The following is a 22,713-nucleotide window of genomic DNA, read 5'->3' as shown; positions in this document are numbered from 1 at the left end:
GCCTTAAGCCCGTCTCTGCGCGCCTTAAGCCCGTCTCTGCGTGCCTTAAGCCCGTCTCTGCGCGCCTTAAGCCCGTCTCTGCGCGCCCTAAACCCATCTCTGCACCCCCCTAAGCCCCTCTCTGCACGCCCTAAGCCCATCTCTGCGCGGCCAAAGGCAGAACCGCCATCGCCATGCCTGCCGCCATGCCCAGTACCAAGCCGACAAACGGCGCGGCGCCTGCCGCTAGCGCCATCCCCACGCCCAGCCGTGCGCCGACCACCATGCCGGCAGCCATCAGCGCGGCGCACAACATGCGCGCCGCGGCCGACGGCGCGCCGGGCCAGGGTGCCAGCGCCGCCAGTGCCATCGCGACGCTGGTGGCGGGCATCAGGACGGCATGCCGCCACGCCAACTCCCACCAGGTGCCCGGCGCGCCGCATTCGCTGGCGAGCAAGGGGGCGGGCGTCTGGCGCGTGTCGATGGCCAGCCCGATGAGCATGGCCGCCACGCAAGCCAGCCATAGCCATGTCATGGCGCGCGCTGCCCGCGTAGCAGCCCGCGCCCTGCTAGCGGCCCGCGCCGCGCTAGCCGCACGCGTGGCAGGCCGACGGGGCGTTGTCGTACCGGTCATGGTGGCGCACCCAGTCGCCCAGGTTGAAGTGCGGGCCGGATTCGTTACGGCCCAGTGGCGCGAATTCCAGGTAGTTGTAGGCGCCCGCCAGGCGTTCCACGCCGCGTTCGAACGTTGAATACGTGTGGAAAATCTCACCGTCCGGGTCACGGAAAAACGCGCTGATGCCTGATCGCTCTTGCACGCTGCCGTCAGCCTGGGCCACCGAGGCCTGCATGTCGAAGTTAAAGTCGCAACCTTCGGACGACACCCATGGAAACTGCCAGCCCATCCGTTGCTTGAACGCTTGCAGCTTGCCCAGCGGCGCGCGCGATACGGCAACTACCGACACGTCGTGATGGCGCAGATGCATCATTGCCGCCTCCAGATGGTCGACCAGGAACGAGCAACCTACGCAGCCTTCCTGCCAATCCGGCCCATACATGAAGTGGTAGACCAGCAACTGGCTGTTGCCGGCGAACAGATCGGCCAGGCCCACCGGCCCGTGCTCGCCTTGAAACTGGTAGCGCTTCTGGACCTGTACCCAGGGCAGCTCAAGGCGTTCGCGGGCCAGCGCGTCCTGGTTGCGGGTCAGTGCTTTTTCGCGGGCCAGCAGCGCCAGGCGCGCGGCTTCCCATTCGGGGCGTGATACGACGGCGTGATTTGTCTGCATGATGCGGCTCCTGATGGCGGGCCGGTCCGGCCCGCGGGCGGCAAGGCAACTCAGACGGCGCTTGCCAGGTGATCCGCCAGCCGATCCATGGCGCCCGCCCAGCCGGCTTCGTGGCCGTCTCGGGTGGGCTGATCGACAAACGGGGTTTGCAGGAAGGCCAGTTCGGTGCCGCCCTGCGCGGGGGTGAATTCAAGGGTGATCAATGAGGTGTCGTCGGGCGTGTCGCGCCATGCCCAGGTGAACACCAGGCGGCGCTGCGGTTCGACTTCCTGGTACACGCCGCTGGCGTAATGCGCCTGGCCGTCTTCCGTCACAAAGCCCACTTCATAGGCGCCGCCTACGCGCACGTCGGTGTCGGCCTGCAACACGCGCTGCGTGCCGGCGGGGCCGAACCATTGCATTAGCGCTTGCGGGTCGGTCCACGCGCGCCAGAGGCGTTCGGCCGACGCGGTGAAGCGTCGGGTGAGTCGGAGTTCAAGCGGGGCGCTGGCGTCGGCGTCGCGGCCGGCGCTGCGGCGTTGGTCGCGGCCGGAAGTTGCGGCGTTGTCGCCGGGCTTGTTCGGGATGGGGTCGGTGGGCATGGGTGGATCTCCTCGTCGTGATACAGATATCGGGCCAGTGAATCCAGTTGCCCGGTCCAGAACTTCTCGTAGCGCGCCAGCCAGTCGGATGCGGCCCGCATCGGCTCGGGCGACAAGGTGCAGCTGACCACGCGCCCGTCCTTGGCCCGTGAGATCAGCCCCGCGTCTTGCAGCACCCGCAGGTGCTTCAGGAAGGCGGGCAAAGACATTGCGTGCGGGCGCGCCAGTTCGCTGATGGACGCGGCGCCGTTTTCCAGGTCGGCCAGCACCCGGCGCCGCGTGCTGTCGGCCAGGGCGGAAAAGACGCTGTCCAGTGTGTCATCGATTAAGTTAACCATAAGGTTAAGTATCCGCCCGGAAAAAAGCCGGCGTCAAGCCGGCGGTGATTGGGAATTTCCCTGACGTCAATCGTGGCGGTGCATGGCGGATTGATGCTTGGTGTCTCGCATCGTGGCATACACCAGCAGGGACACGAAAATCACGCCCGCCAAGTAGTAGTAGAACCATTGCTCGTGGCCTTGCTGCTTGAAGAACAGCGCGATGGCCGGCGCCGTGCCGCCGAAGATCGACACGGTAATGGCGTAGGGCACGGCCACGCCCGTGGCGCGGATGTTGGTGGGAAACAATTCCGCCTTCACGACGGCGTTGATCGATGTGTAGCCCGCCGTGAAAACCCAGGCGCCGCAGATCAGCAGGAACGCGATGAAAGGGGACCGGGTGTGCGACAGGGTCATCAAAATGGGCACGGTCAGCGCCGCGCCCGCAACGCCGAAGAAAATCAGCAGCGGCTTGCGGCCTACCTTGTCGGACAGCGCGCCATACAGTGGCTGAAGGATCAAGGCAAAGATCAACGAGCCGGCGATGATGTAGGTGGTGGTGATGTCGGTAAAGCCCGCCGTCTGGCGAACAAAGGTCTGCATATACGTGGTGAACGTGTAGAACGCAGCCGTGCCGCCGGCTGTCAGGCCAACCACGATGGCGACCTCGCGCGGGTACTTTGTCAGGCCGCGCAGCGAACTCGTTCTGGGCTTGGCTTTTTGTGCCTCTTGCGCCGCTTTATACGAATCGGTTTCCGGCATGTCGCGCCGCATCAGCGCCGTCACGATGGCCAGCAATGCGCCGATCACGAACGGAATGCGCCAACCCCATTGCACCAGTTCTTCATGCGTCAGGAACACGTTCTGCAACAGCAGCAATACCAGGATGGCGCAAAGCTGGCCGCCGATCAGCGTGACGTATTGGAAGCTGGAATAAAAGCCGCGATGTTCGGGGTCGGCAATTTCGGTCAGGTAGGTAGCGCTGGCGCCATACTCGCCGCCCAGGCTCAGGCCTTCGACCACGCGTGCCAGCGCCAGCAGGGCGGGCGCGGCCAAGCCGATCGTGGCGTAGGTGGGCGTCAGCGCGATGATCAGCGAGCCCACGCACATCATCCCCACCGATACCATCAACGACAGGCGCCGCCCGTGCCGGTCTGCAAGGTGGCCGAACAGCCAACCGCCCAATGGCCGCACGATGAAGCCGGCCGCGAACAGCGTGGCCGCATTCAGCTGCTGGACGACGGGATCGTGCGAAGGAAAAAAGGCGGGCGCGAAATACAGCGCAAAGGCGGTGTAGGCGTAGAAGTCGTACCACTCGACCAAGTTGCCCATAGACCCGATGAAGATGGCCTTGATGCGGCGTTTTGCGTCGGGCATGGCCAGATACGTTTGCGTCATGACTGTTCTCAAGGTGAGCTTGTCGGGGAGTCGCCGGACACGCGAGCGCGCCTAGTCCTCGCCCGTCAAGATCGCAAGGTCAGCCGCGAAATGGAACACGCATGGGCAATATCTTGCGCCTGGCCGCCGCGAAATGCACGCGTCGGCAAGGGCGCTTCTTTAAGGATTTGGTCAGGTATGCCGCTTGCGGCCAAGGCACATTCCGCCCCATTGCCGTGCATCGGTACGCATCGCGCAGCGCGGCGGCCGGCACGCTATAGAGGCTGTTGGCCGCCTCTGTTTGCGGCCTATTTGCCGCGCGGCTTGATGATGTCGCACGCGGCGGCGCGATCGTCCGTCTGGGCGTCGCTGCCCAGCAACGCCTGGGCGCCGCAGACCGATGTGAACATGCCCTTGTTGTCATGCCCGACGCCGCCCACCTCGAAGCTGCTGCGATGCAAAGGCACGGGTTTCGGGCCACGCCCGGCCAGCACATATTCGTATTGGATATAGCCCGTGCCACGGGCCAGGCGCGTGGCGCCCTGGGCTTCGGCGCCGCAGGTCTTGTCCAGCAGCCGGTGTTCGGGGTTGTTGTCGGCGCCGCCCAACAGATAGGTGACGTCGCGCGCCGCGTAGCGCACGAACAGCCGGGTATCGTCGGTTTCGCGGGCGTAGGCGGGCAGCTTGTCGGTGCCGTACTTGTACTGGTTGTAGGTGGGGCAGATGCCGCGTTCGTAGGGCGCGTAGCCCTTGCCGTCGGCGCGGGGGCGCTCGTTGGTCAGGTACAGGTAGGACGACGGGTTGGCGATGACGTAGCGCAACGCCAGGCCATCGCGCCGCAGCGCGCCGTCAACGTTGTTCAGGATGGCGTAGCGTTGCACCAGCTGCGCACCGGCGGAGTGGCCGGCCAGCACGATGCCTGCCAAGGCGGGCAGGCGCTTGCGGTCGTCCAGGCTGCGCAGCAGGTCGTCCAGCACCTGGAACGAGGCCACCGGCGCGGGGCGGCCGCTGGCCTGGATGCTGTCTTCGCCGTCTTCCCAGCTGGATTTGCGCCACGCGGCCATGCCGCCAAAGCCCGAGTCGATCGACCCCGAAAACCGGGGCGCCAGAATCAAGGTGTCGCGGGCGCGGTCGGGGTTGTGCGACAGCAGCTGCGCGGCGGTGTCGTAGTAGCGGTCGGCGTCGCGCTTGACGCCGTGCACCACGATCAACACCTGCTTGATGTCGCGCAGGTCGTCCTTGGTCAGGTTGCGGTTGGCGTAGACGGGAATCTTGTAGCGATGGCCCGGCTTGCCCAGTTCAACGGGCTGCCAACGCAAGGGCGCGGCGCGTTTGGGCGCGGGCACCGTTTCGTCGTAGTCGTAGGGGTCGGGCAAGGGGGTCTGCGCGGGGGCAAGCCTTGGCGCAAGCAAGGCAGCCAGGGCCAGCGACACGCCCAGCGCTACCCCAAGCGCCCGCCAGGAGGCGGGGCGCGTGGTGGAGCCGACGGCGGCACGAACGCTGGCGAGCGCGGCGTGGGCAGCGGAAGGGGCAGGCGCGCGTCGCATGGCGCGGCGGGCGTTCAGCAGGCCTCGTGGCCCAGCAGTTGCTTCAGGGCGGGCAGGTCCAGGATGCGGACCTCGCGCTGGTTGATCTTGATCAGGCCTTCGCGCGCGAATCGGGAGAACAATCGGCTGACGGTTTCCAAGGTCAAGCCCAGGAAGTTGCCGATTTCTTCGCGGCTCATGCGCAGCACGAACTCCGTCGACGAATAGCCCAGCGAGGCATAGCGTTGCGACAGATTCAACAGGAAGGCGGCCAGGCGCTGCTCGGAACGCATCGAACCCAACGAGGCCAGCATCTGGTGCGACCGCGTGATCTCGCGGCTCATCAGGCGGCGAAACTGCTGTTGCAGCGAGGGCAGGTGCGCGGCCACGCGATCCACTTCGTTCAGGCGGATGACGCAAACCTCGGAGTCTTCCAACGCGACGGCGGCGGACACGTGCTTGCCTTCAAGCATGCCGTCCATGCCGACGATTTCGCCCGGCAGGTGAAAGCCGGTGATCTGGATCTGGCCGGTGGCGTCTTCCAGCTGCGTCTTGATGCTGCCAAAGCGCACGCCATAGACAGCATCAAGCGGGTGGTCCAGCGAGTACAGCATCTTGCCTTTCTCAAGGCGTACGCGTTCTTGCACCAGCTCGTCCAGCTTTTCCACTTCGGCGGCTGCCATGCCCACGGGCACACACACGTGGCCCAACATACACGTGGAACAGTGGGCGGCATCCGGGGCGACGGGAACCCGTTTTTGCATACGATGACCTTTATAGTGCCCGTTGCGCCAGGAATGGCGCGTACGGGTGTACAAGCGTGAAGACAAAAAGCATTGTAGTCGGTTGTTACTACGGGCGTCTTACGTGCCCTTGGTCGCCGGACGCGATTGCCGATAGGCGATCCAGTCGTCGGCCGGGATGTCCACGGCCAACGCTCGCAGCGACGGATCAATGGGATAGTACTGGCAGTGCACGTCCCGCGCGCCGTTCAGGGGCGAATCCAGGCGCGCGATGGTCTCCCGGCGCACGAAACAGCAGGCTTGCCCGGGTACGTATTCTTCGATCTCGTCCATCAGCGCGATCAGCGCCGGGTCGACCCGATACACGTCGCCGCGCACCCGCCGCCCGTCATCCACCGGGATCAGACCGGGCCATGAGCCGAAGTCGACCAGCATGCCGGGCACCGTGGCCGGGCCTATCCAATGGGCCTCGGGCAGGCCGCGCCGGGCGGCGGCTTGCGCCAGATCATTGATTTCGCCCGTGCGTAGGGTGCCGTAGACGAAAACGTATATGCTCATAAATCGGTTTATCTCGCACGTCGAAGCAGTGAAGTGGGCGGCAGGGTGTTGAAATTTTGTCATCCGGCCACATATTCAGGGTATCGAGCCAGCCGGCACGTATCGGTCAGGCTCTCCAACAAGCCAAACGACCATTATGCGATTCGACAAACTAACCACCAAGTTCCAGCAAGCCCTGGCCGACGCCCAAAGTCTGGCCGCGCGCAACGACCACCCCTATATCGAGCCCGTGCACGTGCTGTCGGCGCTGCTATCCGACCCGGACAGCGGCGCGGGCAGCCTGCTGGCGCGAGCGGGCGTGGCGGTCAACCGCCTGACCCCCGCGCTTGAAGCAGCGATGAAGTCGTTGCCGCAAGTGCAGGGCGACGACAACGTGCAAGTGGGCCGCGACCTGAACGCGGTGCTGACCCGCACCGACAAGGAAGCCGCGCGCCGTGGCGACACCTACATTGCCAGCGAGCTGTTCCTGCTGGCGCTGGCCGAAGACAAAGGCGAGGCCGGCCGCATCCTGCGCGAAGCGGGGTTGCAGAAGAAAGCCCTGGAAGCCGCCATCGACGCCGTGCGCGGGGGCGAAAACGTGTCCGGCGCCGAAGGCGAATCCAACCGCGAAGCCCTGTCCAAGTACACCCTGGACCTGACCGAGCGCGCGCGCCAGGGCAAGCTGGATCCCGTGATCGGCCGCGATGATGAAATCCGCCGCACCATCCAGATCCTGCAACGCCGCACCAAGAACAACCCCGTGCTGATCGGCGAACCCGGCGTGGGCAAGACCGCCATCGTCGAAGGCCTGGCGCAGCGCATCGTCAACGACGAAGTGCCCGAAAGCCTGCGCGGCAAGCGCGTGCTGTCGCTCGACCTGGCGGCGCTTTTGGCCGGCGCCAAGTTCCGTGGCGAATTCGAAGAACGCCTGAAGGCCGTGCTCAAGGAATTGGGCCAGGACGACGGCAGCAACATCGTCTTCATCGACGAGCTGCACACCATGGTCGGCGCGGGCAAGGCCGAGGGCGCGATGGACGCGGGCAACATGCTCAAGCCCGCGTTGGCACGCGGCGAGCTGCACTGCATTGGCGCGACCACACTGGACGAATACCGCAAGTACATCGAAAAGGATGCCGCGCTTGAACGCCGCTTCCAGAAGGTGCTGGTGGACGAGCCCGACGTGGAATCCACCATCGCCATCCTGCGCGGCCTGCAAGAGCGCTACGAGATACACCACGGTGTTGAAATCACCGACCCGGCCATCGTCGCGGCCGCCGAGCTGTCGCACCGCTACATCACCGACCGCTTCCTGCCCGACAAGGCCATTGACCTGATCGACGAGGCCGGCGCGCGCATCCGCATGGAAATCGATTCCAAGCCGGAAGTGATGGACAAGCTTGACCGTCGCATCATCCAGCTGAAGATCGAGCGCGAAGCCGTCAAGAAGGAAACCGACGACGCCTCCAAGCGCCGCCTGGGGGTCATCGAAGACGAGCTGGAAAAGCTGCAACGCGAATACAACGACTTCGAGGAAATCTGGAAGGCCGAGAAGGCCGCCGTGCAAGGCACGCAGGCCATCAAGGAAGAGATCGACAGCGTGCGCGCCGAAATGGCGGAATTGCAGCGCAAGGGCCAATTCGACAAGCTGGCCGAACTGCAATACGGCAAGCTGCCTGACCTGGAATCGCGCCTGAAGGCCGCCGAAGTGGGCGCCGCGCAGGCCGCGGAAAACGCCGAGGGCGACAATGGCCGTCCGCGTCTGTTGCGCACGCGTGTGGGGGCGGAAGAAATCGCCGAAGTCGTCTCGCGCGCCACCGGTATTCCGGTGTCCAAGATGATGCAGGGCGAACGCGAAAAGCTGCTGCACATGGAGGAATTCCTGCACAAGCGCGTGGTCGGCCAGGACGAGGCCGTGCGCCTGGTGTCGGACGCCATCCGCCGTTCGCGTGCGGGCTTGGCGGACCCGGCTCGGCCTTATGGATCGTTCCTGTTCCTGGGCCCCACCGGGGTAGGCAAGACCGAACTGACGCGTGCGCTGGCCGAGTTCATGTTCGACTCTGAAGAGCACCTGATCCGCATCGACATGAGCGAGTTCATGGAGAAGCATTCGGTGGCGCGGCTGATCGGTGCGCCGCCCGGATATGTGGGCTACGAAGAGGGCGGCTACCTGACCGAAGCCGTGCGTCGCAAGCCGTACAGCGTGGTGCTGCTGGATGAAGTCGAAAAGGCGCATCCGGACGTGTTCAACGTGCTGCTGCAAGTGCTGGACGACGGTCGCCTGACCGATGGCCAGGGCCGCACGGTGGACTTCCGCAACACGGTGATCGTGATGACGTCCAACCTGGGTTCGCACCACATCCAGAGCCTGGCGGGCCAGCCGTACGACGTGGTCAAGGAAGTGGTGTGGGGCGAGCTCAAGCAGACCCTGCGTCCTGAGTTCCTGAACCGTATCGACGAAGTGGTGGTGTTCCATGGGCTGGAAGCGCAGCACATCGAGTCCATCGCCCGGATCCAGTTGCGCCGCCTTGGCGCCCGGCTGGAAAAGCAGGAGATGCGGCTGGAAGTCACCGAGGCCGCGCTGGCGGAACTGGCGCGTTCCGGCTTCGATCCGGTGTTTGGCGCACGCCCCTTGAAGCGTGCCATCCAGCAGCAGATCGAAAACCCGGTCGCGCGCCTGATCCTGGAAGGCAAGTTCGGGCCGCGCGATGTCGTGCCGGTGGATTGGCGCGACGGGGAATTCGTGTTCACCCGCACGTTGCAGTAAACCGGTAGCGTTGCGGTAAACAAAAAGCCTGGCATTGAAAAATGCCAGGCTTTTTTTACGCTCTGTGCAGGACTTACTGCGCAACCGTCACGAACACCGGGTTCGAATAGAACCACAAATCGTTGTAGTTGCGCGCGTTGATCGCGTTAAAGCGCGCGACGTTGTCGGCCAGGTCCACCTTGGCGTCGGGCAGCGGTTCACCGGCCGCCGTCTCGCCGGTAACGTCAACGCCAAGATTGGTGCCGCGCAAACGCAGGTACTGGCTCTTGTCTGCCGTGATCGTGGTCTTGATGACGTTGTAGCCGTCGGCGTCCACCGTCCAGTCGGCGCGTGTGTAGCGGGCCAGCACACGGGTGGACGGGTTGGTGTCGGCGTCATATCCCGGGGTGCCGACGGCGGCGCGTGCCCCGACGTCGCCCACGATCAGGTCCACGTGATTGACGGTGGGCTTGACGTAGGTGGGGTTGCCGCTTTCGATCGGGTATTCGTAATGGTTGCTGTCCGGGCTGCGAAAGCGGATGGTGACTTCCACCTTTTCGCCCTTCGTGGCTTGCAGTTCGCCGCCCATGTGCACGACGCCGGCCGCGCCTTGCGCCTGGAAGTCCAGCGCATCGATCAGGTCGCCGAACACGCCGAAGACCCGGCCGCTTTTCAAGCCGGCCACCACCGCCTTCATGTCGTCGCCGTCCTTCCACACATGCGTCTTGGCGTATTCGCCCGGCGCGTAGCCCGAGCTGTACAGCCCTGAGGCGGTGCGGAAGTGGAAGTCGGAATCGGCCACCGTCCAGATGCGTCGGCCTTCGCCCAGCAGCGCGTCCCACGTGCCGCCCAGGTGCGCCACCAGATAGTCCACGCCGCCGTACGTGCGGTTGGGCAGGAACGCGTTGGTGTAGGCCGTGGCGTAGCCGCCGCGATCCGGTTCCATCTGGTTGCCGACCATGCCTTCGATGGCGAAGAAGATGCCGGGCGCCAGGTCGTTCATTTCGCGCAGCTGCGCGGCGGTGTACTTGCCCGCGTAACGCGACGGGTGGTTCAGCAGCATGTAGCTGTCGGGGTGCTTGTCGCGCAGCCACGCCAACGCCGCCAGCGAATCGGCATGCGTGGTGTAGGCGCGCGTCTGGCCCGCCAGGCGCGACGCCAGCAAGGGGTCGAACAGGGCAGGGGCGCGGTTGGTGAACAGGTATTCGAATTCGGCCACGGCTTGCAGCGACTTGTCCGACAGCGGGTCGTCGGTGCCGATGCCGATGTTCACGTGGTCATGCGTCGGCATGTCCCATTCGAACGACGAGAAGATGATCTTGTCGGCATAGCGCCCGGCGGCCTGCGCGGTCTTGATGAACGGCACTTCATACTGCGCCATGCCGGTGGAAAACGGGATGGCGCCGCCTGCCAGCGTAGTGCCGGTATGATCGCGTCCCGAGAGCCGCAGGTGGTTTGAAATGGCCACCCAGTCCAGCTTGTAGCGGTCAAAGGCCTGGTCCAGCGCGCTTTCCAGGCTGACCTGCGCGTCGTCGGACTGATAGGTGTGCACGTGCAGGTCGCCCGTGGTCCAGGCGCCGGTTTCGACGGGCTTGGTGGGCTCGACCGGCGGGGCCGGCTCGGTCACCACAGGCGGGGTGGGGGGCGCGACGGGTTCATCGTCGTCGTCGCTGCCACCGCAAGCGCTCAACAAGGTGACGCAAGCCAGCGACAGGGGCAAGACGGCCCGCCGCACGCGGGATACTTCGAACTGCATGGACACACTCCAACGTCTGGCGACCCGCAACGGCGGGCCGCAAAACGCCGAACTATGCCCACGACGAGTGACGCGGGCATGACAGCAGGCCGCCGCGATACGACGCGGGTGCTTAACGCTTGCGCGTGCTGCCGCCCTTGGCCTTGCCCGCGCCCGCGCCGGCGCCGGTGCCCGCGCCGGTGCCCGCTTCGGCGAGCGCCTGCGTGATGATGGCGTTGGCCGTCCAGCGCACCACGTCCGTGACGGCGGGCAGGTCCAGTTGCCAGATGTCTTTCAACACCAGGAACACTTCGGTGCCATACACCAGCGACAGCGCTTGCGCCACGCGGTCCCGTTGCGCGGCCGTCAATGTCTGCGCCAGCGGCGCGATGGCGCGCTTGAGGATGTCGACGCGATGGCCGCGCACCAGTCGGGGCTCGGCGGCGTCCTTGCCGGCGCTGGCTTGCGCATGCTGCTGTAGCGACACCATGATGGCCGCGCGCAGCGGCGCTTCGTGGGACGCCAGCCGCGGGTAGGCAAAGCGCAGCAGTTCGTCGACACGGGCGGCTGCGTCGGACGAGTCGGAATCCCAGGCCAGGATGGGGCCCAGGCTTTCGTCCACCACGGCCGCGATCAGCGCGCTTTGGCTGGGAAAGTAGCGGTACGCGGTCGCGCGCGACACCTTGGCGTGTTCCGCCAATTCCGCTACCGACGGGGTGATGCCCTGGGCCATCAGCTGTTGCGCTGCGTCCAGCAAGGTCTTGCGCATGCGGGCGCGCGGCCCGTGCGGCGGTTCGCCGCTGGCCTCGGCCTGACGGCTGGCGGGCGCGATCAGCCGCGCCGTGCCGCTCGTGGCCGAACGGCTGGCCGGGACGGCGGGAGTTTGACGTGAGACAGGCGTCTCAGTATGATTCTTTCGTCTCATTTCTTGATTCTACACAGGCCTTCAGGGCCTCACATATCGAGGCGCGCACCGAGTGTAGCCGCCCGCGGAGGAGCCATGACGCATTCGAACCGGCGGGTATTTGTTGCCGCCACCTATGACACCAAGGGCCAGGAAGCCGAGTACGTGGTGGACCTGCTGCGCCGCGACGGCGTGGACGTGGTGTCGGTGGACGTGTCCACCACGGGCGCGCCCAGTGCCGCTCGGATTCAGGCGCGCGACGTCGCCGCCAGCCACCCGGGCGGGGCGGACGCCGTGTTCACCGGTGATCGCGGCACGGCCATCGCCGCCATGGCGCTGGCGTTCGAGCGCTACGTGGCCGGCCACGCCGGCATCGGCGCGCTGTTGGGCCTGGGCGGCTCCGGCGGCACGGCGCTGATCGCCCCGGCCATGCGCGCGCTGCCCATCGGCACGCCCAAGGTGATGGTGTCCACGATGGCATCGGGCAACGTCGCGCCCTATGTCGGCCCGTCCGACATCGCGATGATGTATTCCGTGACCGACGTGGCCGGGCTGAACCGCATTTCGCGCCGCGTGCTGGCCAATGCGGCGGGGGCCATTGCCGGCGCGCATCGCATGGCCGCGGCTAGCGCCACCGCCGATGATGGCCGCCCCGCCGTGGGCATCACCATGTTCGGCGTCACGACGGCCTGCGTGCAGCAGGTGACCCCGCTGCTGGAATCGCGCTATGACTGCCTGGTGTTCCACGCCACGGGCACGGGCGGGCAGTCGATGGAAAAGCTGTTGGACAGCGGCTTGCTGGCCGGCGTGCTGGACCTGACGACCACCGAAGTCTGCGACTTTCTTTTTGGCGGCGTGCTGGCCTGCACGCAAGACCGCTTCGGCGCCGTGGCCCGCACGGGCGCGCCCTATGTGGGGTCTTGCGGCGCGCTGGATATGGTCAATTTTGGCGGCATGGACACCGTTCCCGAACGCTACCAGGGCCGCCAGTTCTACCCGCACAATCCGCAGGTGACGCTGATGCGCACCACGGTCGAGGAAAATCGACGGCAGGGCGAGTGGATCGCCGAGAAGCTGAACCAATGCAATGGACCCGTGCGCTTCTTGATACCGGAAGGCGGCGTATCAGCGCTGGATGCACCGGGCCAGGCGTTCTGGAACCCCGAGGCCGACGCCGCCTTGTTCGCGGCGCTTGAGGCCAATGTGGTGCAGACCGCCGACCGCCGCCTGGTGCGCGTGCCGTGCCATATCAACGACCCGCTGTTCGCCAGGACGGCGGTGGACCAATTTCTTGACATCGCTACCCATTAAGGAAGGCCCCATGCCGCGTTTTGACCGTAACGAACTGCTGGACAAGTTTCGCGCCATGGTGCGCGCCCGCACGCCTATCGTCGGCGGTGGCGCGGGCACGGGCTTGTCGGCCAAGTGCGAGGAAGCGGGTGGCATCGACCTGATCGTCATCTATAACTCGGGCCGCTATCGCATGGCGGGACGCGGCTCGCTGGCCGGCTTGCTGGCCTACGGCAACGCCAACGAGATCGTGGTCGACATGGGCCGCGAAGTGCTGCCGGTGGTCAAGAAGACGCCCGTGCTGGCCGGCGTGAACGGCACCGATCCGTTCTGCGATTTCGATGTGTTCCTGGATGACCTGACACGCCAGGGCTTTGCCGGCGTGCAGAACTTTCCCACCGTCGGCCTGATCGACGGCACGTTCCGCGCCAACCTTGAAGAAACCGGCATGGGCTACGCGCTGGAAGTCGACATGATCCGCCTGGCCCATCAAAAGGGCATGCTGACCACGCCGTACGTTTTCAACGAGGACGACGCCGTCGCCATGTCGGAAGCGGGCGCGGACATCATCGTGGCCCATATGGGCCTGACGACGGGCGGGTCCATCGGCGCGGAAACGTCGCAGACGCTGGACGATTGCGTTGCCGCCATCGACCGCATTGCCGATGCCGCGCTGGCGGTGCGTCCGGATATCATCGTGCTATGCCACGGCGGGCCCATCGCCACCCCCCAGGACGCCGCTTACGTGCTGCGCCACTGCAAGCAATGCCATGGTTTCTACGGCGCCAGTTCGATGGAACGCCTGCCCACGGAACTGGCCTTGACCGCCGCCACCCGCGAATTCAAAAACCTGACCTTCTGAGGTGCTCATGTCGCATACCGTCTTCGTCAGTGCCGTTATCCACGCACCGCTTGAACAGGTGTGGCCGTGCTTTCGCGATTTCGACGGCCTGGCCGCCTGGCATCCGGGCGTGGCGCAAAGCCGCCTGGAAGCGGACGGGCGCCATGACGCGGTGGGCAGCGTGCGGTATCTGGCGCTTGAACCATCGGGCTTTGTGCGCGAACAGTTGTTGATGCTGGACGACCCCAACGCGGCGCTGCGCTATTCGATCATTGAAACCGACCTGCCCATGCGCGACTACACGGCGGGCGTGTCCTTGCATCGCATCACGCAGTCTGAGCAGACATCGGGGCAGCCATCGGGCGAACACACGCTGGTGCAATGGTGGGCGGACTTCCGTGTCGAAGGCGCCGAGCTTGCCGATGTGGCCCATGCCGTGGGGCAGAATGTGTTCGCGGCGGGCCTGGCGGCGCTGGACGAAAAGCTGCGCGCCGGCCAGGCATAGCGGATAGCGCAGTCGCCGCCGCTAGGTCAGCGGCATCTCGGTCAGCGGCATTTCGGTCATCGGCATTTAGCTCAGCGGCATTTAGCTCAGCAGCATTTAGGTCAGCGGCATTTCGGCCAGCGTCTTGCGGCTTGCCGGCACGCGCTTGCACCCGGCGGGCAGTGGCGCGCCGCGCAGGTAATCGTGGATCGCGCGGATCAACGCCTGCGCCGCCGGACTGGTCGGGTATTCCTTATGGCGAATGACGCACACGGTGCGCACCACCGTCGGGCGCGCCAGCAGCGCATAGGCCAAGCCGGGTTCCTGTACCCGGGCGGCGGCCAGCGCCGGCAACAGCGCCACGCCCAGCCCGGCCTTGACCAGCGCCGCCTGCGACGTGGTGCTGGACGCTTCGTAGAACGGTGCGCCGGCCTCGATCGGCAAGTCGGCGCGGGCACGCAGCAGCGCCATGATGCCGGTTTCGTCCACCACCCCCACCAATTTGCGCCCCGCCAGGTCCGACCAGCGCATCGTGCCCTCCCGCCCCGGCTTCAGATGCGGGTCATCGGCCCGGTACAACACGCCGAAGCGGTCTTCCAGCAAGGGTTCAAAGTGCAGACCGGGCGCATCGGCCCACCGGCTGGTCAAGCCGAAGTCCACTTCGCGCGCCGCCACCTTGCGCTGGATGCGGCCGGAATTGTCGTCGCTAAGGTATAGGCGCACGGCGGGATATTGGGCCGCGAATGCGGCTGCCGCCGGCGCGATGATTTCGGTGATGGCCGATGGCGCGGCGGCCACGCCCACGCGCCCGCGCTCCAGCGCGCCATAGCGCACCACGTCTTCGATCACGCCATCAAAATCGGCCAGCAAGCGCATCACGCGCGGCAAAAATTCTTCGCCCGCCGCGGTCAGCAGCACGCGCCGGCTGGTGCGCGCGAACAGCTGCGTGGCCAGCGCGTCTTCCAGCTGGCGCACCAGGCTGGTCACGGACGATTGGGTCTGGAACAGCCGCTTGGCGGCGTGCGTGAAGCTGGATTCCTGGGCCACCGCGACAAACGCGGTCAGGTGTTTCAACGTGACATGCTTGGGCAGGCGATTCATTTCAAACTACGATAGATGGATCAATAAAAACAATTTTTCCAGATTGATTGGCCGGACGATACTAGGGGCTTCATCCAGGCAGGACGAACATGCAACACGGAAAATTGGATCTGATCATTGAAGGCGGCTGGGTCATCGATGGCCTGGGCGGCCCGCGACGGTTGGCGGACGTAGGGGTGAAAGACGAACGCGTGGCGGCCATCGGCGACCTGGCCCAGGTCCAGGCCATGCGCCGCATCGATGCGCGCGGCAAGATCGTGGCGCCCGGGTTCATCGATTCGCACGGTCACGATGACTTGATGTTCGTGGAAAAGCCCGGCTTGCCGTGGAAGACCAGCCAGGGCATTACGTCGGTGGTGGTGGGCAATTGCGGCGTCAGCGGCGCGCCCGCGCCCTTGCCGGGCAATACGGCGGCGGCCTTGGCGCTGCTGGGCGAAACGCCGCTGTTTGCCGACATGCACGCCTATTTCGATACCCTGCGCGCGCAGCAACCCATGATCAACGTCGCGGCGCTGGTGGGCCACGCCAACCTGCGCCTGGCCGCCATGCGCGACCCGACCGCCACGCCAACGCCGGACGAGCAGGACACCATGCAGCGCATGCTGGACGATGCGTTGACGGCCGGCGCGGTGGGTTTCAGCACCGGGCTGGCCTACCAGCCGGGCGGCGCCGCGCAACAAGACGAACTGGACGGCCTGGCCCGCGTGGCGGCCGCGCACGGCGCGCTGCACACCAGCCACATCCGCAACGAAGGCGACGAGGTTGAAGCCGCCGTGGACGAGGTGCTTTCCGTCGGGCGCAACACGGGCTGCGCCACGGTGCTGTCGCACCACAAGTGCATGATGCCGCGCAACTGGGGCAAAAGCCGCGTCACGCTGGCCAACATCGACCGCGCGCGCGCCGAGGGCATCGACGTGGCGCTGGACATCTACCCGTATCCCGGCAGCTCGACGATCCTGATTCCCGAACGCGCAGACAGCATCGACGACATTCGCATTACGTGGTCGGTACCGCATCCGGAATGCAGCGGCGAATCGCTGGCCGACATTGCCGCGCGCTGGGGCTGCGACAAGACGCAGGCCGCACAGCGGCTGTGCCCGGCAGGCGCCATTTACTTCGCCATGGACGAGACGGAAGTGCAGCGCATCTTTCAACACGAATGCTGCATGGTCGGGTCGGACGGCCTGCCCAATGACGCGCACCCGCATCCGCGCCTGTGGGGCAGCTTCACGCGGGTGCTGGGCCGCTATGTGCGCGAGGCCGAATTGCTGACGCTTGAAGCCGCCGTGGCCAAGATGACGGCGTTGCCCGCGCGCGTGTTCGGGCTGTCCGGCCGCGGCCAGCTCAGCGTGGGCGCCTGGGCGGACATCGTGGTGTTCGACGCGGACACCGTGGCCGATTGCGCCACCTGGGACGCGCCGACGCTGCCGTCCATTGGCGTTGAACACGTGCTGGTCAATGGCCAACCGGTATTCCCGGAAACGCCGGGCATGAACCGCCCCGGCAAGATCTTGCGGCGCGAAGCCACATACAAAAACCCCAAGGAGACAAACCCATCATGATGCAAAAGACATTGATTGCCCTGGCGCTGGCGGCGCTGTTGCCCACCGCCCATGCCGCGTTCCCGGACCATCCCATCACCCTTATCGTGCCGTTCCCGGCGGGTGGCCCCACCGACATCGTCGGCCGTGTCGCGGCGGCCAAGGCGGGCGAGATCCTGGGCCAGCAGATCGTGGTGGAAAACCGTACCGGCGCGTCCGGCACCATCGGCATGGCGGCCACGGCGCGCGCCAAACCCGACGGCTACACCGTGGGCCTGGCCACCGTCAGCACGCACGGCACCGCGCCGCACTTGTTCCCCAACCTGGCCTACGACCCGGTCAAGGATTTCACGCCGATCAGCAACCTGGTCACCAGCCCCAATATTCTTAGCGTCAACCCGAGCTATCCGGCACGGACGCTGGCCGATTTTGTGGCGCACGTGCGCGCCAATCCGAACAAGGACGGCTACGCCAACGCGGGCGCGGGCGGGGTGAACGACTTGGGCATGATCTGGTTCTTGCAGATCATCGGCGGCAAGATGAACAGTATTTCGTACCGCGGCTCGGCGCCGGCGTTAACCGATACGGTGGGCGGCGTGGTGCCGGTCATCTTCGATAATTTCCCGTCGTCGCTGCCGTATGTGAAAAGCAAGCATCTGCACGCGCTGGCCATCACGGGCACCGAGCGCAACCCGCGCCTGCCCGATGTGCCGACGTTCGCCGAGCAGGGTTACAAGGACTACGACGTCACGGCCTGGTACGGCGTGGTGGGCCCGGCCGGCATGCCCGCCGATGTGCGCGACAAGCTGGCCCAGGCGTTTGCGCAAGCCGTGCGCGACCCGGCCACGGCGGCGAAGATGGAGGAAACGGGCGCCTTTGCACTGGGCAATACGCCAGCGGAATTCGCGGAACAAATTCGCACGGAACGCGACCGCTGGAAGACGGTGATCGACCGCGCGCAGATCAAGCTGCAATGAGATCTGGCTGTGATGCGGTCTGGCTGTGATGCGGTCCGGCTGCGATGCGATCAAGCTGCAATGAGATCGATCCGCGCGAGATCAAGCTGCAATCAGCAACTCGGGCCGGGCTACGGCAGGTCCCGGCTGCGATAGTGTCGGGCGCAGCGCCGTAGCCTTAGTACACGTCGCGCCGGTAACGGCCGGCGTGCAGCAACGCCTGCAAGGCGTCGTCGCCCAGCACGTCTTGCAGTGCCGCGTCTACCCCGGACGCCATGCCTTGCAGGCTGCCGCAGACGTAGATGGCGGCGCCGTCCGCCACCCAGGTGCGCAACGCATCGGCTTGCTCGCGCAGCACGTGTTGCACGTAGCGGCGCTGGGCTTGGTCGCGCGAATAAACGGTGTCCACGCGTTCCAGCGTGCCGTCCGCTTTCCAGACGTCGATGTCGGCCCGGCAAAATACATCGTGCGCGGCGTTGCGTTCGCCGAAGATCAGCCAGTTGCGTCGATGCCCCGCCGCGCGTCGCGCCTTGATCAGCGCGCGCAGCCCGGCCAGCCCGGTGCCGTTACCCACCAATATCATCGGGCGGCCATCGTCCGGCGCATGGAAGTTGCGATTGGTGCGTACGCGCAGATCGATCTGATCGCCCACCTGCGCCACCTGTGTCAGCCAGCCGCTACCTACGCCCAGGCCGCCGTCTGCCCCGGGCATCTGGCGCACCAGCAGGTCAATGGCCCCCTCTTCCGGCAGCGACGCAATGGAATATTCGCGGTGTGCTTGCAGCGGCCCGTCGCGTTCCAGTCGGGGGCCGATTTCCGCGATATCGCCAGCCAGCCAACTTGGCTTGCCGTGGGCCGGCGGGGTTAGCGTCAACAGGTAGCATGGACCGCCCGCGCTGCCGGGGTTTTGCAGCGTGCGCGCTGCGAGCCGCCACGGTTCGTAGTCCGGCGCCTGCCAATCGGGCAGGTCGCTGCGGCCGGTCAACAGGCTCAGGTGATGTTGCCAGTGGCGCAGCGCAGCGGGGTCGCCGTTGTCCACTTCCACCATGTCGAACAAGGGGGTGGCGCCCTGGGCGTGCAGCCAGTCGTTCAGCTGATGCCCAAAACCGCAGAACCGCGTGTATCCGCTATCGCCCAGCGCCAGCACCGCAACCTGCACACCGGCCAATGCCCGCGAGGGCGCGGCCTGCATCTGGCTGGCAAAGGCGGCCGCGGCGTCGGGCGGATCGCCTTCGCCATAGGTGCTGACCACGAACAGCACGCGGCGGTAGACGGGCGATTGCCCCGACAAGCGCGCCACATCCAGCTGCCCCAGCGACGCCACATGCACCGTCAGGCCGCCCGCGCGCAGTGATTGCGCGGTTTGTTCGGCCAGGGCCTCCGCATAGCCGGTCTGGCTGGCATATGCGATCAGCACGGCATCGGAATCAGAACCCCGGTCGGCGTTCAGGCTCAAGGCGGCCAGCGCCCGCGCCTGGCTGGCCTGATGCCGCCGCGCGCGGCGCCACGCCCACAGGCACAGCAGCAGCCACACTGCCACCACGCACGCTGCGGCGAACAATCGGGTAGGGCTCATCGGGTCAGGAAGTTTGGGCCAGCGCCTGAAACGCCGGGGTGGCGACGACGCGGTAATCGTGGGCGTCGCGCAGAATGAACAGGGCCGCCAGGTCGTGGCGGCGGGCGTAGGCCAGGCCGTCGGCCTCGCCCAGCACCGTCAAGACCGTGGCCAGCGCGTCCGCCTGCATGCATTCGGCGTGCAGCACGGACACGGACGCCACGTTGTTGCGCACCGGCTGCCCGCTACGCGGATCGATGGTGTGGGCATAGCGTGCGTCGCCGCTGCCGGCGTGTCGCCGATAGTCGCCGGACGTGGCGATGCAAAGGTCTTGCAGGGGCAAGGCCAACGCGTGCTTGTCGCTGGCATCCGGCACCTCGATCGCGACGCGCCAGGCTTGGCCATCGGGCCGCCTGCCGCGCGCGCGCAATTCGCCGCCCACTTCCACCAGGTATTGCGAGATACCGAGCGCGTCCAGCGCCAAGGCCGCGCGGTCCACGCCATGGCCTTTGGCAATGGAAGACAGATCCAGATATGTGCCGCCGGCTTGCATGGCGGCTTGCCGTGCCACGCCCAGCGGCACGCGGCGCCAACCGCAGCGCGCGCGCGCCGCCTCGATGGCGGCAGGCGAGGGCGGTTCAAATGCGCGCTGGTGCGGGCCAAAGCCCCAGGCGTTGACCAGCGGCCCCACCGTTGGGTCATACGCGCCGCCGCTGTCCTCGGCCAAGGCCAGGGCATGGCGCAGCACGTAGAAAAAGCCGTCGGGCAGCACCTGCCAGCCTTCTGGGGCCCGGTTGAACCGCGTGATATCGGAGGCCGATTCCCAGGTACTCATCTGCGCCACGACGTCGTCCAGCGCCGCCTGGATAGCGCTGCGCGCGGCGTCACTGTCGATGCCGGCCGGCAGCGCCATGCGTGCGGACCACGTTGTGCCCATGGTCGCGCCCGCCAACGCCGCCAGCGCGGGCAGTGCGGGCGGGGCAGGCAGCGCGGTCGGCGCGGACCACGTGGCCACGGCGGGCGACGCTGACAAGGCTGGCAATGCTGACAAGGCTGACAACGCTGGGGATGCGGGGCGCGCCGCCGGCATGGCGCCATAGCTCACGCGCACGGCGGGGGGCGCCGTGCCGCGAGGCGCATAGGACCGGGCTGCCGACACGCGCGCGCCTCAGGGTTGCAGCACTTCGACGGTGCCGGCGTAGGACAGGCGGCGCTTGGTTGCCTTCGGCACGCTGACCTTGGCGTCTTCCATGCCGGCCTCGATCCAGTACAGGCCGGGCTGCGGCCACTTGACCGAGAACTTGCCGTCCTTGTCGGTGGTCAGCTTGATCTCGCCGACCTTGTCGCGATAGCGGCTGCCGCCGGGTACGACGTTCACTTCCAGGTTGGCGGCGGGCTGGCCGTCCAGCAGCATCTGGAAGCTGGCCGCTTCGTCCGTGAATAAATCGTTCGGGTGCGTGACCGGCGCCAGCTCCAGGCCACGGCCCACCGGCTTGATGGTCGACGGCTTGCCCGCCGTCACGAACGTTTCGACTCGGCCCAGGCTTTGGGACACTTCCAGTTCTTGCGCGTTGGCGGGCACCGCCTGCGCCATGCCTTCGACCTTGCCGAAGTAGCGCTTGTTCTTGCCGTCTTCCTTCCAGCGCGCAAACACGCCGTCATTGACCACGGCCACGCGATACGTGCCGCTTTGCTTCAGTTGCAGGTCGAACGTGCTGCGCAGCTTGCCACGGTTCAGGTTTTCGGCTTCGGCGGGGTTGCCGTCCGGCGCGATGACGGCCAGGCCGTCCAGGCGCATCGGCGCATGGTTGAAGTAGAACTTGTCGTTGCCGACGGCGGCGTCAACGGTGATCCAGCTGTCGGTGCCCGAGAGCACGGTGGACGACGGCACGATCCACACGTCATGCGCGTGGGCGGCAAAGGGCAGGCACAGCGCCAGGGCGGCGGCCAGTTTGGCGGCGGATTTCATGGTTGCGGTCCTTGAAGGCATGTGGGGCATCAGGGTTTGAGGTTGAGCGCGATGGCGCCCAATTCGTGTTCGCCTTGCGCGGTCAGTTGTTCGGCCTTTTGCGCGGGCCACTGGAAGGGAATGCGCACCAATTCACGGCCGCCGACTTCACGCGCCGCTTCCACCACGACCGCGTACTGGCCGGGTTTGAGGGATGCCAAGGGCTTGGAGGCCGCGTCAAAGCTCAGCGTGTGCTTGCCCACGGGCTTGGTCGCGCCGCTGACTCCGTCCACCGGGAACTGCTGGTTGCGGCCGCTGCGGCGCCACCATTGGCGCATGTCCTTGAGCCACTCGGTGCCTTCGTTGTTCTTCTTGGCCACGTCGTACCAGACGGCCAGGTCGGCGGCCACGCTCTGGTCGGGGTTTTCGATCCAGATCGCGACGTACGGGCGGTGGTATTCGGCCACATCCAGGCGCGGCACCTCGATGGACAGGCCGATGTCGGCCGCATTGGCCGTTCGGGCGATCGCGCCGGCCAAGAGGGCCGACAACAACAGTTTGCGCATGGAAATCTCCAGGGGCGGATCGAAGGAATCAGGGGACGAGCATCAGTGGATGAAGAGCAGCGCCAGGACGACGGGAATCACGACGCCCAGCCCCACCATGGGCCAGGTGGCGCTGCGGTTGCCGGCGTGCATCTTCAGCAGCACCAGCCCAGTCAGCGAAAAGACCAGACAGGCAACGGCGAAGATGTCCAGGAACCAGCTCCAGGCCAGGCCGGTGTTGCGGCCCTTGTGCAAATCGTTCAGGTAAGAGACCCATCCGCGATCGGTGCGCTCGTATTCGACATCGCCGCTGGCGCGGTCGATGGACAGCCAGGCGTCGCCGCCCGCGCGGGGCAATGACAGGTAGACCTCGTCGGCGGACCATTCGGCGGCCTTGCCCGCGGCCCCGGCATCCAGCGTATCGTCCAGCCACCGTGCGACAGAGGCCGGCAACGGCGCCTTTTTCTGGCTGGACGGCGCGGTCAGTTGCTTAAGGACGGGGCCGGGCAATTGCGCTTGCCGGCTCGTTACCACCGCACGGGATTCGATGTGCGACGCGTTGTTCAGCGTGAGGCCGGTGACAGCAAACAGCAGCATGCCCAGCAGGCATAGCGCCGAGCTGATCCAATGCCATTGATGCAGCGTCTTGAGCCAGTAGGCCCGGCGCCGTGGAGTGGGTTGACTGTCCATGCGGGATTCGGTTTGAAGCGGCGGATTCTAACAT

Annotated in this window: 21 protein-coding genes and 1 pseudogene; 6 read left to right on the top strand and 16 right to left on the bottom strand. The window is 66.2% G+C overall.

Annotated features, from left to right (window positions below; genetic code table 11):
* Positions 1–130: 130 nt before the first annotated feature.
* From KYT87_RS17560 to KYT87_RS17525, 8 genes and pseudogenes are all read right to left on the bottom strand, one after another.
* Positions 131–514, bottom strand: a complete 384-nt coding sequence (locus KYT87_RS17560) for a hypothetical protein (protein WP_219990464.1) — start codon at positions 512–514, stop codon at positions 131–133.
* Positions 515–566: 52 nt separating this feature from the next.
* Positions 567–1,265, bottom strand: coding sequence for a thioredoxin family protein (locus KYT87_RS17555; RefSeq protein ID WP_219990463.1), 699 nt, complete (start codon positions 1,263–1,265; stop codon positions 567–569).
* 50 nt (positions 1,266–1,315) lie between these two features.
* Positions 1,316–1,846, bottom strand: coding sequence for an SRPBCC domain-containing protein (locus KYT87_RS17550; RefSeq protein ID WP_370638716.1), 531 nt, complete (start codon positions 1,844–1,846; stop codon positions 1,316–1,318).
* A 152-nt stretch (positions 1,847–1,998) separates the two neighbouring features.
* Positions 1,999–2,184: pseudogene (locus tag KYT87_RS30055) on the bottom strand (ArsR/SmtB family transcription factor); the annotation flags it as partial.
* Between the two features lie 66 nt (positions 2,185–2,250).
* On the bottom strand, positions 2,251–3,561 hold the full coding sequence (locus tag KYT87_RS17540; protein WP_046804752.1) for an MFS transporter: 1,311 nt from the start codon (positions 3,559–3,561) through the stop codon (positions 2,251–2,253).
* A 287-nt stretch (positions 3,562–3,848) separates the two neighbouring features.
* Positions 3,849–5,087: a hypothetical protein gene (locus tag KYT87_RS17535; protein WP_255593245.1), complete on the bottom strand. Its 1,239-nt coding sequence runs from the start codon at positions 5,085–5,087 to the stop codon at positions 3,849–3,851.
* A gap of 14 nt (positions 5,088–5,101) precedes the next feature.
* Positions 5,102–5,830 carry a helix-turn-helix domain-containing protein gene (locus KYT87_RS17530; protein WP_046804751.1) on the bottom strand — a complete coding sequence of 243 codons (729 nt, stop codon included), beginning with the start codon at positions 5,828–5,830 and terminating at the stop codon, positions 5,102–5,104.
* A gap of 99 nt (positions 5,831–5,929) precedes the next feature.
* Entirely contained in the window at positions 5,930–6,367 is a 438-nt protein-coding gene (locus KYT87_RS17525; protein ID WP_120156270.1) for a gamma-glutamylcyclotransferase, read from the bottom strand.
* A 136-nt stretch (positions 6,368–6,503) separates the two neighbouring features.
* On the opposite strand from KYT87_RS17525, the gene clpB reads away from it, so the two are divergent.
* Complete coding sequence (gene clpB / locus KYT87_RS17520; protein WP_046804749.1) at positions 6,504–9,110, top strand: ATP-dependent chaperone ClpB; 2,607 nt, start codon at positions 6,504–6,506, stop codon at positions 9,108–9,110.
* Positions 9,111–9,183: 73 nt separating this feature from the next.
* Here the strand turns inward: clpB and KYT87_RS17515 are convergent, their stop codons facing one another.
* Together KYT87_RS17515 and KYT87_RS17510 are read right to left on the bottom strand one after the other, a co-directional pair.
* Positions 9,184–10,845 carry an S-layer protein gene (locus KYT87_RS17515; protein WP_219990461.1) on the bottom strand — a complete coding sequence of 554 codons (1,662 nt, stop codon included), beginning with the start codon at positions 10,843–10,845 and terminating at the stop codon, positions 9,184–9,186.
* A 112-nt stretch (positions 10,846–10,957) separates the two neighbouring features.
* A complete protein-coding gene (locus KYT87_RS17510) occupies positions 10,958–11,659 on the bottom strand; it encodes a TetR/AcrR family transcriptional regulator (protein ID WP_255594185.1) in 702 nt (233 codons plus the stop codon).
* 165 nt (positions 11,660–11,824) lie between these two features.
* On the opposite strand from KYT87_RS17510, the gene KYT87_RS17505 reads away from it, so the two are divergent.
* From KYT87_RS17505 to KYT87_RS17495, 3 genes are read left to right on the top strand one after another with little or no spacing between them, the layout of a single operon-like run.
* On the top strand, positions 11,825–13,039 hold the full coding sequence (locus KYT87_RS17505) for a Tm-1-like ATP-binding domain-containing protein (RefSeq protein ID WP_219990460.1): 1,215 nt from the start codon (positions 11,825–11,827) through the stop codon (positions 13,037–13,039).
* Between the two features lie 10 nt (positions 13,040–13,049).
* Positions 13,050–13,880: a phosphoenolpyruvate hydrolase family protein gene (locus tag KYT87_RS17500; RefSeq protein ID WP_219990459.1), complete on the top strand. Its 831-nt coding sequence runs from the start codon at positions 13,050–13,052 to the stop codon at positions 13,878–13,880.
* A gap of 7 nt (positions 13,881–13,887) precedes the next feature.
* Positions 13,888–14,364, top strand: a complete 477-nt coding sequence (locus tag KYT87_RS17495) for an SRPBCC family protein (protein ID WP_219990458.1) — start codon at positions 13,888–13,890, stop codon at positions 14,362–14,364.
* A 96-nt stretch (positions 14,365–14,460) separates the two neighbouring features.
* Here KYT87_RS17495 and KYT87_RS17490 read toward each other — a convergent pair whose 3' ends face one another.
* Positions 14,461–15,444, bottom strand: coding sequence for a LysR family transcriptional regulator (locus KYT87_RS17490; protein ID WP_046804786.1), 984 nt, complete (start codon positions 15,442–15,444; stop codon positions 14,461–14,463).
* An 89-nt stretch (positions 15,445–15,533) separates the two neighbouring features.
* Here KYT87_RS17490 and KYT87_RS17485 point away from each other — a divergent pair, with 89 nt between their 5' ends.
* Entirely contained in the window at positions 15,534–17,006 is a 1,473-nt protein-coding gene (locus tag KYT87_RS17485; protein ID WP_219990457.1) for an amidohydrolase family protein, read from the top strand.
* Positions 17,003–17,962, top strand: a complete 960-nt coding sequence (locus tag KYT87_RS17480) for a tripartite tricarboxylate transporter substrate binding protein BugE (protein ID WP_162941235.1) — start codon at positions 17,003–17,005, stop codon at positions 17,960–17,962. Before KYT87_RS17485 ends, KYT87_RS17480 begins: the two co-directional genes overlap by 4 nt.
* Before the next feature lie 157 nt (positions 17,963–18,119).
* Here KYT87_RS17480 and KYT87_RS17475 read toward each other — a convergent pair whose 3' ends face one another.
* The 5 genes from KYT87_RS17475 to KYT87_RS17455 are packed head-to-tail and all read right to left on the bottom strand — an operon-like array spanning position 18,120 to position 22,679.
* Positions 18,120–19,517 carry a sulfite reductase subunit alpha gene (locus tag KYT87_RS17475; RefSeq protein WP_219990456.1) on the bottom strand — a complete coding sequence of 466 codons (1,398 nt, stop codon included), beginning with the start codon at positions 19,515–19,517 and terminating at the stop codon, positions 18,120–18,122.
* 4 nt (positions 19,518–19,521) lie between these two features.
* Entirely contained in the window at positions 19,522–20,607 is a 1,086-nt protein-coding gene (locus KYT87_RS17470; RefSeq protein WP_370638779.1) for an FAD:protein FMN transferase, read from the bottom strand.
* A gap of 57 nt (positions 20,608–20,664) precedes the next feature.
* On the bottom strand, positions 20,665–21,465 hold the full coding sequence (locus KYT87_RS17465) for a DUF4198 domain-containing protein (protein ID WP_104144401.1): 801 nt from the start codon (positions 21,463–21,465) through the stop codon (positions 20,665–20,667).
* Between the two features lie 29 nt (positions 21,466–21,494).
* Positions 21,495–22,010: a DUF2271 domain-containing protein gene (locus KYT87_RS17460; protein WP_046804739.1), complete on the bottom strand. Its 516-nt coding sequence runs from the start codon at positions 22,008–22,010 to the stop codon at positions 21,495–21,497.
* Between the two features lie 42 nt (positions 22,011–22,052).
* Positions 22,053–22,679, bottom strand: a complete 627-nt coding sequence (locus KYT87_RS17455; RefSeq protein ID WP_219990455.1) for a PepSY-associated TM helix domain-containing protein — start codon at positions 22,677–22,679, stop codon at positions 22,053–22,055.
* Positions 22,680–22,713: the final 34 nt, after the last annotated feature.

Source organism: Achromobacter sp. ES-001 (assembly GCF_019448355.1).
Taxonomy (GTDB): domain Bacteria; phylum Pseudomonadota; class Gammaproteobacteria; order Burkholderiales; family Burkholderiaceae_B; genus Achromobacter; species Achromobacter spanius_B.
The sequence above is the reverse complement of the archived record's forward strand: the minus strand, read 5'-3'. Positions and strand labels throughout refer to the sequence as shown.